The following is a 16,195-nucleotide window of genomic DNA, read 5'->3' on the forward strand; positions in this document are numbered from 1 at the left end:
TCTGAAAAAATATCTGCATTGGACGCCGTTTCAGACGGCCTCAGGCAAACCGAGTGTGCGTAAGGTTTTTTGCAGGGTTGCGGCGTTCCATTGATTGGATACTGCCAAGGTCAACAGCGCGGTGGCGGTTTCCAAATTGCACTTACCGCCATTCACCACACCAGCTTGCCGCAACGCGCTGCCTTGGGCGTACACCGCAGCGGCGCATCCTTGTTTGACTTGGCTGATGTTGAGTAACAAGCCGCCGCGTTCGGTAAAGCTTTGCACCGCTTGGATAAACGTGGCATCGCTTGGCGCATTGCCGTGGCCGAAGCTTTGTAAAACCACCGCTTGCGCATCGGTGTGCAACAGGCCATCTGAACAATATTGCGCGCTGAAACCGGGAATCAAGGTTTGGCAAACCACTTTCGCTTGCGTATCGAGCGATAGGATATTGAGGCCGTCTGAAACGGATTGGGTGCGTTCAGACGGCCTTGCCAGCCATTGCCAGTCCGATTGCTGCCATTGTGCAAGCGCGCCAAAATGCGGATTGTCGAATCCGGCGGCGGTTTCGGTGCTGACTTTGCTGCTGCCGACAGCAGGAAACACTTTGCCGTTAAACGCAATCAGCACTTGCGGTAAAGACAATTCAAATGCGGCAACAGCGGTGGCCAAGTTCAGCGGCGCATCGCTTTCGGGTGCGTCATACGGCCATTGCGAGCCGGTCAATATTACCGGCTTGTCTAAGCCTTGCAAGGCGAGCGCGAGCAGGTTGGCGGTGTAGGCCATGGTGTCGGTGCCATGCAATATCAGTATGCCGTCGTATTGCGGAATTTTTTCAGCCAGCAATGCCAGCCAGTCGCGCCAATGGGTTAGATTCACCGCCGATGAGTCAATTAAAGGATCGCACACATGCCAATCAAATTGAAGGCCGTCTGAAAACGGTTGCAGGGCTTTGCCGACTAAATCGGTATCAGGGCGTAAACCGTCGCTGCTGCTGCGCATGCCGATGGTGCCGCCGGTGTAGAGAACGAAGATTTTTTGTGTCATGGGTTTCACTCGAAAATAAAGGCTGAAACCTTTGTAAAATTCGTCAATTTTTAGGAATCTTTAAACCGTCATTCCCGCCTACGCGGGAATGACGGGCATAGTTTTCTTAGTTCAAATTAAGTTTTGCAAAAGTTTCAGGCCGTCTGAAAGCGATTTATCCTGCTTTCAGACGGCCTATTGTAACGATATTTATGATTGCAGTTCAAATCTGCTTATTTTTGCCAAGGCCAGCCTTCACACGAACTGGTTTTCAAGCATATGGCGCGAATCAATTCGCCGACTTCGATTTTACCGTTGCGGTTGCGGTCGAGCTGTTTGAATGCGCCGGCATCGCCTGCTTCAAAATCCAAGATTAGACCGGCCGTGTCGACATTCGCCCATTCGCTTGTCGTCAACACACCGTCGCCGTTTTTGTCGTTGGCGCCGATAAATAATTTTGCCGCCAAATCAGGTTTGCATGCTTGTGCGGGTAACGCTGCGCCCAACAGCAAAGCCGTTAATATCCATTTCATTACCTTACTCCCATTGTTCTCTTTATTCGTGATCCACCATCAGGACACAACCGATTTTGCTGATGAATCCATGTCCTTCAGTGGCAAATTATGCCGATGTATGGCCGTAAAAAAAGCATCTGAACGTCAGATGCTTTTTAATGAATAAAGTTTCCGAAAGGTTTAAATATCGGCTTTGGCCTTGGCATTGGCTTTCGCAGCCGCCGCAGCTTTGCGTTTGCGGCGCAATTCTGCCAATTTTTCGTGGTAGAAACGAATGCGCTGGCGTTTGCGCCACCAAAACCATAACAATACGGCAGCGCCAATGCCAATCACCACAAACAAACCGGATTGGAAGCTGTGCACTTTTGCCATCAGCCAGTCGATGTTGTTCGCACCATAATCGCCCAAATACACCCACACCGGCACGGAAATCAAAGCAGCCAAGCCATCCATCATCAAAAAGCGCATGTAGGAAACTTTGCGGCTGATGCCGGCGGTGATGTAAATCGGCGTGCGCAAACCCGGTAAGAAACGGGCGACAAACAACACCCAGTTGCCGTATTTATCGAATTTTTCCTGCACTTGCGCATAGCGCTTCGGTGTCATCACGCGGGCGATGGGTTTGAATTGCAGGATTTTGTGTCCCCAAATGCGGCCGGCGGCAAACATACAACCATCGCCCACCAATACGCCCAACATACCCACCACAACCATGATGTGCACGTTGGTATAGCCCAAACCGGAAATCACGCCGCCGGTAACTAAGGTTACGTCTTCAGGAATAGGCACACCAAAACCGCATGCCAGCAGCACTAAAAAGACTGCGGCATAACCGTATTCAACGAAAAAGGCTTCCAAAAACGCAAACATCGGCAGGTGGTTCTCATCAGTGAAGTAGTTATTCTGGCAGACCGTTTCAGACGGCCTGATATTTGAATGCGGTATAACCGTCGGTTGAATATTGCTATTCTACCAATAGATAAGGCCGTCTGAAAGCATAACAAGCCGATTTCATCAAATATTCATTAAATTAACCGAACGCAACAAAAAAGGCGGCTCGATTCAGCCGCCTTTCGCCATTGATTACAATGGAATTATTTTTTCGCACCCTGAATCGCTGCAGCGATGCGCTCGGCACCTTTTTGCGCCCAGTCGGCTTGTTTGGCTTCCACCATCACACGCACCACAGGCTCGGTACCGGAAGCGCGTAACACCACACGGCCTTTACCTTCCAGCTCTTTTTCCACTTCAGCCAATACGTCTTTAGACGCTTCCTGCCAGTTTTGGCCTTTTTGGATGCGCACGTTAATCATGGTTTGCGGGAATGGCTGCCAATCGGCGCACACAGTGGCCAAGTCCTGACCCAAAATGCGCAATGCCGCCAATACCTGCAAGGCTGAAATCAGGCCGTCGCCGGTGTTGTGTTTGTCCATGCACAAAATATGGCCGCTGGCTTCGCCGCCGATCAACCAGCCGCGTTGGTGTAATTGTTCCAACACATAACGGTCGCCGACTTTAGCACGGCAGAAGTTCACGCCCTGCTCTTTCAAGGCAATTTCCATCGCCATGTTGGTCATCGCGGTGCCAACCACGCCGCCGATTTCGATGCCTTCGCGCGCACGGGCTTTGGCGATAACGTAAATCAGGCTGTCGCCATCGTACACTTTGCCGTTTTTATCGACCATCATCAGGCGGTCGCCGTCACCATCCAAAGCGAGGCCGTAGTCGGCTTCATTTTGTAACACAGCCGCTTGCAGGGTTTTGGTATGGGTAGCGCCGCATTTTTCGTTGATGTTGTAACCATTTGGCTCAGCACCAATGGAAATCACTTTGGCACCCAACTCGTGGAACACTTTCGGCGCCACATCGTAGCCCGCACCATTGGCGGTATCAACCACCAATTTCAAACCGCGCAAATCTAAGTTGGCCGGGAAAGTGGATTTACAAAATTCGATGTAGCGGTCGTCAGCGCCGTTAATACGACACGCACGGCCGAGTTTGTCAGACGGCAGGGTTTTCATTTCCTGATCGATTTTAGCTTCGATCTCCAACTCAATTTCATCAGAAAGCTTCACGCCGCCTTCGGCAAAGAATTTGATACCGTTGTCGGAATAGACATTGTGTGACGCGGAAATCATCACACCGGCCGACAAACGCAAAGCACGGGTCAGATAAGCCACGCCTGGGGTCGGCAGCGGGCCGGTTTGAATCACGTTGACACCGGCTGCGGTGAAACCGGCAATCAGCGCGGCTTCCAGCATATAGCCGGAAATGCGTGTGTCTTTGCCGATTAACACGGTCGGTTTTTGCTCGGCATCATGCTGCACCAGCACCTGACCGGCGGCATAGCCCAGTTTCAACACAAATTCAGGGGTAATCTGAAATTGACCCACTTCACCGCGCACACCGTCGGTACCGAAATATTTTTTTGCCATGGAGATTGCTCCGTTCGTTTGAAATTGGAAAAATTATAAAAGAGATTGCCCGGGCAACAGGCGAAATCTGCCTAACGCGATTAGATGCCGTCTGAAAGGTATAGTTTCATTACACTTGTATTTCAGACGGCATCAAGGTATGTATCCATCGCTTAAACGCCCAACACCTGCCACACTTTCAGCGCATCCGAAGTGGCCTTTACATCATGTACGCGGATAATCTGCGCACCGCGCGCCACGGATGCTAATGCTGCTGCCACGCTGCCGTGAACGCGTTCAGACGGCGTGTTTTCACCGGTCAACTCACGAATCATACTTTTGCGCGACACGCCAATCAACATCGGCAAACCGGTGGCCTGCATCAATTCGGGCAAATGGCGCATCAAAGCGATATTGTGTTGCAGCGTTTTGCCGAAGCCAAAACCCGGATCAAGCGTGATGCGTTCGGCAGCAATACCGGCTTGGGCACACACCGCCACGCGTTCATTTAAATAACGCGCCACTTCGCCGACCACATCTTGATACTGCGGATTATCCTGCATGTTTTTCGGCAAACCCTGCATGTGCATCAGGCAAATACCGATGTCGGGATAACGCACCAACACGTCCACCGCGCCTTCATCGGTCAACGCAGCCACGTCATTGATGATGTCCACACCGCCTTGCGCTAATGCCTGCTGCATAACCACAGCGCGGCGCGTGTCCAAGCTCACCGGCACATTCCATTTGCCGATTTCCGCCAACACCGGCTGCACGCGTTGCCATTCTTCTTCGGGCGACACAGAATCCGAACCCGGCCGTGCAGATTCGCCGCCGATATCGAGAATATCCGCCCCGTCTTTCAACAACTGCTCGGCGTGCCGTAAGGCCGTCTGAACATTTTGCGAATAAGTGCCGCCGTCTGAAAACGAATCCGGCGTGAGGTTCACAATCCCCATGATTTTCGGCGCGACCAAATCAATCTTAAAACGCCCTGCCTGCCAGATGGTTTGCGTCATAAATCTTTCCTTCTCTCAAACGGCTACACATAAACGCGACATTATAACAGGCCGTCTGAAAGCGTTAAATATTCAGATGGCCCGATAATAGAATTGTCAACAATCTTGGTTTATGCCAAAATCCCATTCATCAAAACTTATCCGCCCTATTTTTGAGAGATTCAAAGGAAACATCATGTACCAGCATGTCGAATTCTACCCCGGCGACCCGATTCTAAGCTTGGTCGAAGTGTATAACAACGATGCCCGTCCGGGAAAAGTCAATTTAGGCATCGGCATTTATTTTGACGATGAAGGCAAAATGCCGGTGTTGCAATCGGTGCGTCAGGCGGAAGTGAAACGTGCGGCCGAACCGCGCACCAGCCCTTACCTGCCGATGGAAGGCTTGGGCGCGTATCGTGAGGCGGTACAGCATTTGTTGTTCGGCAAAGGCCATGCTGCCATGAAAGAAAAACGCATCGCCACCATCCAAACCTTGGGCGGCTCGGGCGCATTGAAAATCGGCGCCGATTTTATCCACCGCTGGTTTCCCGATGCCAAAGCCTATGTCAGCGACCCGACCTGGGAAAACCACAAAAGCATTTTTGAAGGCGCTGGCTTTGAAGTCGGCACTTATCCGTATTACGACCCGGCCACCATCGGCGTAAAATTCGATGAAATGGTGGCGTTTTTTGAAACGCTGCCACCAAACAGCGTGCTGATTCTGCATCCGTGCTGCCAAAACCCGACCGGCGTGGACATGACCGAAGCGCAATGGGATAAAGTGTTGGAGGTGATTCAGGCGCGCGGTTTGATTGCGTTTATGGACATTGCCTATCAAGGCTTCGGCGAAGATTTGGACAGCGATGCCTACGCCATCCGCAAAGCCGCCGACATGGGCTTGCCGCTATTTGTGAGCAACTCGTTTTCGAAAAACTTATCACTTTACGGCGAACGCGTTGGCGGCCTGAGCGTGGTTTGCCCGACGCAGGAAGAAGCAGAACTGGTGTTCGGCCAACTGAAATTCACCGTGCGCCGCATTTATTCCAGCCCTGCCGCCCACGGTGCCTATATCGCCGCTGATGTAATGAACACGCCGGAATCGTTTGCGCTGTGGCAAAGCGAAGTGTATGGCATGCGCGACCGCATCCGTGCCATGCGTCAGCGTTTATATGAAGTATTGAGCGCGAAAATTCCGGATAAAGATTTCAGCTACTTCATCAAGCAGCGCGGCATGTTCAGCTACACCGGCTTGACCGAAGCACAGGTAATCCGTTTGCGCGAAGAATTCGGCGTGTATCTCTTGGTTTCCGGCCGCATGTGCGTGGCGGGATTGAATCCGAGCAACGTCGAATATGTGGCCGACGCCTTTGCCGAAGTCTTGAAATAAGACGATAATTTGAAGTAAATCAAAAGGCCGTCTGAAAAAACTTCTCTTTTCAGACGGCCTCTTACATAATAAGCTTTTTGGCGCACCCGACTGGGATCGAACCAGCGACCTTCAGCTTCGGAAACTGATGCTCTTCCAACTGAGCTACGGGTACAGAAAAACGTAAGATTAGCTTAAATTCGGGTGTTTGGCAAAATTAATGTGCCAAGTGAATGAAAGGCTACACACGGCAACAAAATCCAATCTTAAGAATATTTATATATTACAAACCCTTAACTCATGCAAAATTTTTATTTTTAAAGTTTTTTGCAGAATTTCGAGCAGATAGATTGGAAAGCACCTGTTAATTCAGTATAATCCAGCAAAATATTGTTAATTCCGTTTAACAAACCAAATATAACCTTATAGCACAACCTAACCTAACGGCGAGGCCTACCAAATGAAACAACTCAGTAACAGCAAAGCCCAAGGCTCAGCATTGTTCACCCTTGTGAGCGGTATCGTTATTTTGCTCGCGACCGTATTCTTCTTCATCAAGCTGGCCGGCAGCGCGTCATTCAGCGATGTCGACCAAACCACCGAATCAGCCACCCAAACCCGTATTCAGCCGACCGGCCAAATTGTGTTGGGCGACGGTATTCCGGTAGGCGAACGCCAAGGCGAAGCTATCTTCAATAAAATCTGTATCCAATGTCACGCGTCTGACAGCAACGTGCCAAATTCGCCAAAACTGGAAAACAACGCCGAATGGGCGCCACGCATTGCACAAGGTTTCGACACCCTGTTCAACCACGCGCTTAACGGTTTCAACGCCATGCCTGCCAAAGGTGGCGCGGCTGACTTGACCGATCAAGAATTGAAACGCGTGATTGTATTTATGGCCAACAAATCAGGCGGTTCTTTCCCTAACCCTGATGAAGGCGCAGCTACTCCTGCCGAAGCTGCTGCTTCAGATGCCGCTCCTGCTGAAGGCGAAGCCGCTGCAGCACCTGCAGAAGCCGCCCCTGCCGCTGAAGCTGCTGCACCAGCCGCTGCCGGTGTTGACGGTAAAGCAGTTTACGACGGTTTGTGCATGGCCTGTCACGCTTCAGGTGTAGCCGGTGCTCCTAAAGTTGGCGATGCTGCCGATTGGAAAGAACGCTTGGCTCAAGGTAAAGACACTTTGTACAAACACTCAATCGAAGGCTTTACCGGCAAGAAAGGTATGATGCCTGCTAAAGGCGGCAATCCTTCATTGACCGACGACGAAATCAAAGCTGCTGTAGATTACATGATTAAATAATCCTGCTGCGATTTAAATATAAAAAATGCACCGTTAATACGGTGCATTTTTTTAGGGGCTTAGGAAGCAAAAATATTAAATTGGGTTATTTCGAAGCATCTTCATTAATATTTTACCTAAATCTTCATGCCGGTGGTTAAACCTAAACTCCGTTTCTTTGAGATGCAGATAAAACATCTCTTTGGAAATACCATGAAATTTAGCCAAACGCCCCTTAGCATAACTCCAAAAAGATTCAATACCATTGATATGTTGCTTTCCTCGAGCAAACTCATTGGAACCATGATGGACACGGTAATGCTTCTCATAGCCCATATCGACAAGACCGTCATATGCTTTCCAGCCGTCAGTATTGATTTCACTGTCAGCAGATATGTGACCACGTATGACCTTGATTAGTGAGGCTTTCGAAGCGTCGGGAACGATTTCCGTATAGACCACGCCATTGCGTTTCAGTATGCCAAATACGATGGTTTTACCTGACGCTCCGCGACCGCGCTTACCCCTGATACGTCGCGCACCAAAGTAAGATTCATCTAATTCGACCACACCGGACAGTGGTGAGCTTTGTTCGCACAGAGCAGCAATCCTGTGTCTGATTTTCAGGAAAATAGGATTGATACTGCGTACACTAATGCCGGTCATTTTAGCAGTATCGGAAGCGGTCAAATCAAGAGCGAAACAGCGGATTATTTCTCTAAACTTTTGCTCTGAAATTTTGCTGAACTTTTGATACTTATTTTTTAGTTTCATATTAGGAGCTTATCAGGTTTTTTGATGATTTTGCTTCCTAAGCCCCTTTTTTATTGCAACATTTCAATTCATTCCAATCAAAAAATTCTACTTTAAACATCACAAAAGGTCGTCTGAAAACATATTTTTCAGACGGCCTTAATTTTTATCCATATAGAAAATCAGTCTAAGCTACTCACTACCCCATTTGCCCCCGATGCCACCGATAATCGGTATAACACTTCTTGCGGCATATCGCTGTGCCACAAGCCGGTAATATTGGCAATCACCGGAAGATGGGTGACTTTACGCACGCGCACAATCGCGTCAACATCCAAGCGGTAGGTGTGTTCCGGCTCGAAGCTCAACGTACCCGCTTCGCCCAAGATAATATGGTGGTTGCCACGTAAGGCGATGTGTTCGGCAGCAACCAGCCAATCATCGACACGGTGATGCTTGTCTTTGCACAACACCACCGGCGTGTTCAGACGGCCTACTTCATCCTGCAAAGCACGGTTGCTCATCAATTCGCCGCCCAAATACAAAATATCCGCTTGCGCTGCCAAAGCCGATTCAATTTGGCGCACATCACGAATCCGCACCAATACCGGTTTGCCCGCTTCGTGAATACGCTCAATTTCCTGCTGCATAGCAATGATTTGCGCTTTTTCGCTGCTGTTGTCCACATCGGCATACGGTCTGGCCGACATAAAAAACGGATCGATAAACACCGCATCGGCATCTGATTTAAAGCCGACGGCAATATCCAGCATTTTCTCACCGCCGAACACCACGCCGCGAACGGTAATTCGGCTGTCTTGCGGCTGCGCCTCCCGGCTGATGATTTTCCAATCATTCAATACCCGAATCGCCCGCTCTACTTCCGGCAGACGCTCCAATTCATTCGGATGAAACACGCGTTCATCGCCGACTGCACCGATAATAGTCCGCTCTTCACCTTGGGAAACATGCTCCTGCAAACCGCGGCTGCGGATGCATTCAATTACACGCGTTACCGCTTCGGCCGAAGCCTGTTTCTGCATCACAATAATCATTTTGCGCTCCCTGATATTGAGAATCCGATATTAACATATTTTTCAGACGGCCTAATTGGCTAAATTCTCCTACCGTTCATCATATCGCTTTACGTTAACCGCATCGCCCTTGTGTTATACTGCATACCTAATTGTCTGTTTCCCCTTTTTATGCTAAACCGCTTGCTTAACTCAGGAAAATTCTGGCTGAAAATCATTTTTTTCGGTCTGCTGGCATCGTTTTTGATGTTTGTCAGCCTGTATGCATCGGTTTACCATTTTCTCAGCGCCGAGCGCATTCATCAATTTGCCCAAGAAAGCTTAGGACAAACCGAACGCAGCATCCGCTTCGATAAAAGCATCACGCGCAATCTGTTTCCACGCCCAACGATTACCCTAAAAAACCTCATCATCAGCCGACCGCACACCACCGATGCCGCCATTCACATCAAAGAAATGAAGATTGGTTTGGCTTGGCAAAGCTTGTGGGCGGATAGCCCTGTGATTGAAAAATGGGTGGTTTCCGGTGCCGATGCCACCTTGCAGCGCACGCAAGACGGCAAATGGAGCTTGCAAGACATTTGGCAACAACAAAGCCGCAACGTCAATCTTAACCGCCTGATTATTGAAAACAGCACCTTACGCTTGCGCCTGATTAACGGTGAATACCTGATCGAACAATTTGGCTTAAATGCCAAAGCCCCCGATTCAGGCACGCGCGAATTCAGCGTTAGCGGCAATTTCAATCACAGCAAAATTCCAGTTTCTTGGAAAGGCTCGGGTTTACTGGAAACCGCAACCAACGGCTGGAAAATCCCTAAATTTCATTTAAGCGCAGAAGGCCGTCTGAACGATGAAACCATCAAAATCATTGCCGACAGCGCACTTGCGTGGCAGCCCAAACAAAGCTCTTTGCAGGCAAATAATCTTGCTCTACGTGCCGACAGCTCTTACCAAGATTTTCACCTGACCGCGCAAGTACCGCGCCTGACTTTCAATACCGATCATGTGTTTGTGGACACATTCAACAGTGCATTCACCGCCGGCAGCGAAGCCAGCCAATGGAGCGGCTCGTTGAAATTAGATAAAGGCAACCTACTCAACGGCGAGGCTTCACTGGAGGGCTTTAAGCTCAACGCCAATCACCGCACCGCACAATGGCAAACCAATCTTTCCGTTTCCGGCCCTTTGGTTTGGCAAAAAACCGACGGTTTAAAATCCGATGCCATCCACATTACCACCATGCAGGATACGGTTAACCGCTCGCCCCGTCCACGCTACATCAGCTTGCTCGACGGCAGCTTCAGCCTGACCGATTTCAGGCATTGGCAAGGCAAATTCAATGGCTATTTCGACCGCCAACCGGCTGCCCTCAGCTTAAAATACAGCAATGAAGCCGGTGAAGTGCCACTGCTTGAAGCCGGCCTCGCCTTGCAAAAACTCTCTCTTGCGCCCTACTGGGAAGATTTAGAAGCACAATCCGGCAATATTTACCCCGAATTTCTCAACGACGACAGTCTGCCCGACATCGAAGCGCAGGTTAAAATCGACAGCATGAATTTTCCCGGTTTGCAGTTGGAAAATGTTGAAACATTGATTTCGGCCAACCGCCAGCACATCGCCTTCACCAATTTCAAAGCCGGTTTATACGGCGGCCAAACCGAAGGCGGCATCAGCATGGCCAACACCACGCCGATTTCTTACCACTTACAGCAAAACGCGCAAGGCGTGCAAATCCGCCCATTACTGCAAGATTTATTTGGTTTTCACAGCTTCAGCGGCACCGGCGATGCAGTGATTGACCTGACCTCCAAAGGCCAAGACCGCCGCAGTTTGTTACAGCTTTTAGACGGCACGCTCAGTCTGAATGTTTCAGACGGCGCGTGGCACGGTATCGACATGAACAACATCTTGCAAAGCGGCAATATTAAAAAAGACACGGAAAATAACCTGCAAACGCCGTTTCACCGCTTTTCGCTGCACAGCGTGATTGAAAAAGGCGTCAGCCACCATGTCAACACCGAATTATTGTCTGACAGCGTGCGCGTCATCAGCAGCGGTTTCACCAATTTGGAAAAACAGGAATTATCAGAAGAGCTACTCATTTACAATGCCCGTAATCCCGATTCACGCCCCGTGCCGTTGAAAATCAAAGGCTCGGTGCACAATCCTTCGATTACCTTGGATTACGGACAATTGACGGATGGTTTAAGTACCCCGCAAGAAAAACAAAAAGCCTTAGAAGAGACATTCCGCGAGCAATGGAATTGGTTGATTCCAAGACGAAAATAAAGATAGACTGAGACCTTTGCAAAATCCCCATCTTTGGCACACTTCTTCGTTATGCGCTGCTCAAAATCTTGCCTATCCTATTGATGTCTGCACTTTCTGCGCCGCCCTAACTTCGAACTGCACTCAAATCTGGGGATTTTACAAAGGTCTCAAGCCGTCTGAAAGCCATTTTTTACGTTCAGACGGCCTCATTATTTTGACATTCGATTCCACCAACACAGCCAAAGCGTTATAATCAAAAATATATTAACTATTAAATAGGCCGTCTGAAACGGCTTTAGGATGATGAACTTATTCCGCTCAACCTTATGGGGTATTGTCGCCCTTTCCGCCGCCGCTGCGTGTGGTTCGTTTATTTTACAATACATCGTCGGCATGAATCCTTGCGTGCTGTGTATTGTGCAGCGTTTGATGGTGTTGGCCGTCGGCCTGGTTGCTTTGCTTACCACGTTCAACCGCCAGCTATCCACCACCGCCCGCACTGTCAGCGCATTTTTAGTCAGCATTCCGGCACTTTACGGCATGGGCGTGGCCATTTACCAAATCTGGATTCAAAGCCTACCCGCCGGCACCGCCCCTGCCTGCGGCGCACCATGGACTTTCCGCCTGCGTGATTGGCCGCTGTTTGACTGGTATGAGCCAATTATTCGCGGTTTTGGCAATTGTGCCGAACCGGATTACGTTTTCGGCGTTGCCTTACCAGTGTGGAGCGTTTTGTATTTTGGCTTTGTGGTCGTGTTGGTATGGGGCATGTGGTTTAAAACCCGTCAAACACGTGTTTGAGATAAATTCAAGGCCGTCTGAAATTTTTTCAGACGGCCTATCCAATAAAAAAGCAGACTGATTTCAGTCTGCTTTTTTTCTCATGCTTACTGCCCAACAGAATTTATTCCAAATCCAATACGGCTGAAGTGTAAACGTTTTGCACGTCGTCCAAGCTTTCCAGCGCGTCGAGCAGCTTTTGCATTTTCACAGCATCTTCGCCGGTCAACACAGTTTCATTTTGCGCACGCATAGTGACGTCACCATCTACTGGCGTGAAGCCGGCTTCTTCCAATGCGGCTTTCACGCCCGCCCAGTCGTTTGGCGCGGTAATGACTTCAATCATGCCTTCTTCATCGACAATCACGTCTTCCGCACCCGCTTCCAAAGCGGCTTCCATCAAAGCATCTTCGTCGGCATCGGCAAAAACCAAATAGCCTTGGTGCTCAAAGTTAAACGCCACGCAGCCGTCGGTGCCCAGATTGCCGCCGTTTTTGGTGAACGCATGGCGCACATCGGCCACGGTGCGGGTTTTGTTATCGGTCATGCAGTCAACCATCAAAGCCGCGCCGCCGATGCCGTAGCCTTCGTAGCGCAATTCGATGTATTCCACGCCTTCCAAATTGCCGGTACCTTTGTCAATCGCGCGTTGCACATTGTCTTTCGGCATGTTGGCATCCCATGCTTTGTCCATGGCCAAACGCAAGCGCGGATTGGCTGCCGGATCACCGCCGCCCAATTTGGCCGCAACGGTGATTTCTTTAATCAATTTGGTAAAAATTTTGCCGCGCTGCGCATCAACACGCGCTTTTTTGTGCTGGATATTCGCCCACTTACTATGGCCTGCCATGTGGATTCCTTTCGATTTTTTGCGTTTGATAACCGATTAAAGTAAGCATGGATTTGTGCCATTCTTATTTTAATCAATCACACCCACGCAAGAGCCATTTTGTTCTGAAAAACGCATATTTTATCATAAGTTTTTTACCGCCGAAAACTTTCAGACGGCCTGTCTCTTGGCTTGGTTTAAATCAATTTAATGTTAAATTTCGTTATATCCATTCAGTTTTTGTATTCTCTTGAACCAAGATTAGGCGTATGATGCCGAAAATGTTTCTTTATTAAAGAACGCATAAAGAGCATTCGGATAATCTCTTACTCAACCAACGGCCTGCTCGCCCGAGGTGATCAAATGGGATTAAAGCGGAGTAGTTGCCGCTGTGTGCCGCACGTTGATTAACTTTTTATTTTTCGAGGTTTATTATGGAAGCAACATTGTCTGCGCTGGTGGGCGCGGTCAATAAAGTGCTGTGGGATTACCTGCTGATGTATGCCTTAATCGGCATCGGCTTGTTTTTCACGGTGTATTTGGGTGTACCGCAGCTTACTAAGCTCGGCGCGGGTTTCAAGTCGGTTTTCGGCGGTTTGTTCAGCAAAAAAGACGGCGCCGATAAAGACCAAAAATCGCTGTCTCAATTTCAAGCCTTGGCTGTCGCCATTTCTGCCCAAATCGGCACGGGTAACGTGGCCGGTGTCGCCACCGCGCTGACCGCCGGTGGCCCAGGCGCAATTTTCTGGATGTGGCTGTCGGCTTTGTTCGGCATGTCGACGATTTTTTCCGAAGCGATTTTGGCACAAAAATACCGCGTTATCAGCCACGGCAAATACATCGGCGGCCCCGCGTTTTATATTACCCATGGCTTAACCCCAAAAATCGGCCGCCCTGCCGCCCGCTTTTTATCCGGCTTCTTCTCCATCGCCATCATCATTGCCTTGGGCTTTATCGGTAACGCCACGCAAGCGAACTCGATCGCTTCGGCGGTGACTGTGGCATTTGATGTGCCGGCATTGGCGGTGGGTATTGTGTTGGCGGTGTTAGCCGGTTTGATTGTGATCGGCGGCGTCAACCGCATTGCCAATGTGGCACAGTTTGTGGTGCCGTTTATGGCGGTGATTTACATTGTGTGCGCGGTGGTGATTTTGTTTAAATTCTCCACCCATATCGGCCCGATGATTCAGCATATTTTTGTAGCTGCTTTCGACCCGAGCGCGGTTTTAGGTGGTGCGGCCGGTATCGGTATGCGTGAAGCCATCCGTTACGGCGTAGCACGCGGTTTGTTCTCCAATGAAGCCGGTATGGGTTCGACTCCGCACGCCCATGCTACCGCCAATGTGAAACACCCTGTACAGCAAGGCATGGCAGCATTTGTCGGCGTATTTATTGACACCTTATTGGTCTGCACCGCTACTGCGCTGATTATTCTGCTCACCGATGCCAATACTTTAGGTTTGAAAGGCGCGGCGGTAACCCAGCAAGCCTTTATCATTGCATTCGGCGATTTCGGGGGCCAACTGCTGGCCGTGTGCCTGACTTTCTTTGCCTTTACCACCATCATCGGCTGGTATTATTTTGGTGAATCCAATATCCGCTTTTTGTTCCGTGGCAAGCATTTGGGCTTTTACCGCACGCTGGTTTTAATTGCGATTGTGTTAGGCACCTTGGGCAAAGTGGATTTGGTATGGGATTTGTCGGATATGTTTAACGGCTTTATGGTGATTCCCAACTTAATCGCCCTCTTCCTGATGCGCAAAGAAATCCGCGCGGTGTACGACGATTATTTGGTACAAACCAAAGCCGGCAAACCATTGTCTTACCAATACGAATTCCATGAATTCCACGACAAGCAATAGCCAAACAAAAACCTCTCCGTATTAAACGGAGAGGTTTTTTAATTTTCATAGAGGCCGTCTGAAACTTATAAAACATAAAAATAAATACAAATAAACTGCGCCAGGCTGCCTGCCATCACAAACAAATGCCAAATACCGTGGCCATATTTGATTTTGGTGTCATTTACAAACCAATAAATGCCGACGCTGTATAACACACCGCCCAAGGCCAGCCAAAACAACCCAGCTGCCGACAAGCTCTTCGCCAACGGATACATCGCCACCAAAATCAGCCAGCCCATCACCACATAAATAATCATCGACAACAAACGTTTTTCACTCTTACGCCCAATGGTCAATTCCTGAATGATACCGAATAAGGCCAATCCCCACGACACGCCAAACAGCGACCAGCCCCAACCGCCCTTCAGCGTCACCAACGTAAACGGCGTGTAGCTGCCTGCAATCAGCAGATAAATCATGCAATGATCTACCTTTTGCAATACTGCTTTCACTCTCGGCTGCGGAATGCTGTGATACAGCGTCGAGCCCAAATACAACAGCAGTAAGCACACGCCATAAGTAATCGCGCTGGCAAGTTTGTAAGGATCAAAATCCTCAACCGCCTTCACAATCAGCAACACCATACCGGTCAACGCCAGCAGCGCGCCGACCAAATGGCTATACGCATTAAAACGCTCACCTTGATACATAAGCTTTATTTCTCATCATGGATGACAGCCAACAGTGTACGCCGATTCCTTGAATAAAAGGCCGTCTGAAAGATAAAAATAAGTTAACCGCTCTTTTTTATCAAATGAATGATATTTAAATAAATCATTTAAGAATAAAACAAAAGCCTTACTGAATCCAGTAAGGCTTTTGTTAAGTATGTGGCACGCCCACGGGGAATCGAACCCCGGTTACCGCCGTGAAAGGGCGATGTCCTAACCGCTAGACGATGGGCGCGGAATAAAGGATTTTCTTAATGGCGCACCCGGAGCGATTCGAACGCCCGACCCTCTGGTTCGTAGCCAGATACTCTATCCAACTGAGCTACGGGTGCATCCTCATCACCTCGCTGTTGCGCTGTGAATC

The 16,195-nt window shown here is 49.4% G+C and carries 14 protein-coding genes and 3 tRNA genes; 5 read left to right on the forward strand and 12 right to left on the reverse strand.

Annotation, left to right across the window (positions count from 1 at the left end; translation table 11 throughout):
- Nucleotides 1–30: 30 nt before the first annotated feature.
- From GJV52_RS01820 to folP, 5 genes are all read right to left on the reverse strand, one after another.
- The gene (locus tag GJV52_RS01820) at nt 31–1,029 is read right to left on the reverse strand and encodes an asparaginase (protein ID WP_100564171.1); all 999 of its coding nucleotides are present in this window, start codon (nt 1,027–1,029) and stop codon (nt 31–33) included.
- 212 nt (nt 1,030–1,241) lie between these two features.
- Complete coding sequence (locus GJV52_RS01825; protein WP_100564173.1) at nt 1,242–1,541, reverse strand: EF-hand domain-containing protein; 300 nt, start codon at nt 1,539–1,541, stop codon at nt 1,242–1,244.
- A 162-nt stretch (nt 1,542–1,703) separates the two neighbouring features.
- Nucleotides 1,704–2,393 (reverse strand): DedA family protein, encoded by a 690-nt coding sequence (locus GJV52_RS01830; RefSeq protein WP_095503533.1) that lies wholly within the window; start codon nt 2,391–2,393, stop codon nt 1,704–1,706.
- A 224-nt stretch (nt 2,394–2,617) separates the two neighbouring features.
- On the reverse strand, nt 2,618–3,958 hold the full coding sequence (glmM, locus tag GJV52_RS01835) for a phosphoglucosamine mutase (RefSeq protein ID WP_100564175.1): 1,341 nt from the start codon (nt 3,956–3,958) through the stop codon (nt 2,618–2,620).
- Between the two features lie 152 nt (nt 3,959–4,110).
- Entirely contained in the window at nt 4,111–4,956 is an 846-nt protein-coding gene (gene folP / locus GJV52_RS01840) for a dihydropteroate synthase (protein WP_100564177.1), read from the reverse strand.
- A 175-nt stretch (nt 4,957–5,131) separates the two neighbouring features.
- Between folP and GJV52_RS01845 the strand changes: the two genes are divergently transcribed.
- On the forward strand, nt 5,132–6,325 hold the full coding sequence (locus GJV52_RS01845) for an amino acid aminotransferase (protein WP_095503530.1): 1,194 nt from the start codon (nt 5,132–5,134) through the stop codon (nt 6,323–6,325).
- Between the two features lie 78 nt (nt 6,326–6,403).
- On the opposite strand, the gene GJV52_RS01850 is transcribed toward GJV52_RS01845, so the two are convergent.
- A tRNA-Arg gene (locus tag GJV52_RS01850) sits at nt 6,404–6,479 on the reverse strand.
- A 285-nt stretch (nt 6,480–6,764) separates the two neighbouring features.
- Here GJV52_RS01850 and GJV52_RS01855 point away from each other — a divergent pair.
- Nucleotides 6,765–7,607, forward strand: coding sequence for a c-type cytochrome (locus GJV52_RS01855; RefSeq protein WP_095503529.1), 843 nt, complete (start codon nt 6,765–6,767; stop codon nt 7,605–7,607).
- Between the two features lie 75 nt (nt 7,608–7,682).
- Here GJV52_RS01855 and GJV52_RS01860 read toward each other — a convergent pair whose 3' ends face one another.
- Together GJV52_RS01860 and GJV52_RS01865 are read right to left on the reverse strand one after the other, a co-directional pair.
- Nucleotides 7,683–8,360: an IS1595-like element ISNme3 family transposase gene (locus GJV52_RS01860; RefSeq protein WP_095503842.1), complete on the reverse strand. Its 678-nt coding sequence runs from the start codon at nt 8,358–8,360 to the stop codon at nt 7,683–7,685.
- Between the two features lie 161 nt (nt 8,361–8,521).
- Nucleotides 8,522–9,394: a chorismate mutase gene (locus tag GJV52_RS01865; protein WP_100564254.1), complete on the reverse strand. Its 873-nt coding sequence runs from the start codon at nt 9,392–9,394 to the stop codon at nt 8,522–8,524.
- Nucleotides 9,395–9,619: 225 nt separating this feature from the next.
- On the opposite strand from GJV52_RS01865, the gene GJV52_RS01870 reads away from it, so the two are divergent.
- Together GJV52_RS01870 and GJV52_RS01875 are read left to right on the forward strand one after the other, a co-directional pair.
- On the forward strand, nt 9,620–11,665 hold the full coding sequence (locus GJV52_RS01870) for an AsmA family protein (protein ID WP_229439498.1): 2,046 nt from the start codon (nt 9,620–9,622) through the stop codon (nt 11,663–11,665).
- A 285-nt stretch (nt 11,666–11,950) separates the two neighbouring features.
- The gene (locus tag GJV52_RS01875; RefSeq protein ID WP_100564260.1) at nt 11,951–12,448 is read left to right on the forward strand and encodes a disulfide bond formation protein B; all 498 of its coding nucleotides are present in this window, start codon (nt 11,951–11,953) and stop codon (nt 12,446–12,448) included.
- A gap of 103 nt (nt 12,449–12,551) precedes the next feature.
- On the opposite strand, the gene GJV52_RS01880 is transcribed toward GJV52_RS01875, so the two are convergent.
- Nucleotides 12,552–13,277: a YebC/PmpR family DNA-binding transcriptional regulator gene (locus GJV52_RS01880; RefSeq protein ID WP_095502841.1), complete on the reverse strand. Its 726-nt coding sequence runs from the start codon at nt 13,275–13,277 to the stop codon at nt 12,552–12,554.
- Between the two features lie 413 nt (nt 13,278–13,690).
- Here GJV52_RS01880 and GJV52_RS01885 point away from each other — a divergent pair, with 413 nt between their 5' ends.
- Nucleotides 13,691–15,118, forward strand: coding sequence for an alanine/glycine:cation symporter family protein (locus GJV52_RS01885; protein ID WP_095502842.1), 1,428 nt, complete (start codon nt 13,691–13,693; stop codon nt 15,116–15,118).
- 65 nt (nt 15,119–15,183) lie between these two features.
- On the opposite strand, the gene trhA is transcribed toward GJV52_RS01885, so the two are convergent.
- The 3 genes from trhA to GJV52_RS01900 form a co-directional block, all read right to left on the reverse strand.
- Complete coding sequence (gene trhA, locus GJV52_RS01890; protein ID WP_095502843.1) at nt 15,184–15,810, reverse strand: PAQR family membrane homeostasis protein TrhA; 627 nt, start codon at nt 15,808–15,810, stop codon at nt 15,184–15,186.
- 181 nt (nt 15,811–15,991) lie between these two features.
- Nucleotides 15,992–16,066: transfer RNA gene (locus tag GJV52_RS01895), tRNA-Glu, on the reverse strand.
- A 20-nt stretch (nt 16,067–16,086) separates the two neighbouring features.
- A tRNA-Arg gene (locus GJV52_RS01900) sits at nt 16,087–16,163 on the reverse strand.
- Nucleotides 16,164–16,195 lie beyond the last annotated feature (32 nt).

Origin of the sequence: Neisseria brasiliensis (genome assembly GCF_009671065.1) — a bacterium.
GTDB lineage: Bacteria > Pseudomonadota > Gammaproteobacteria > Burkholderiales > Neisseriaceae > Neisseria > Neisseria brasiliensis.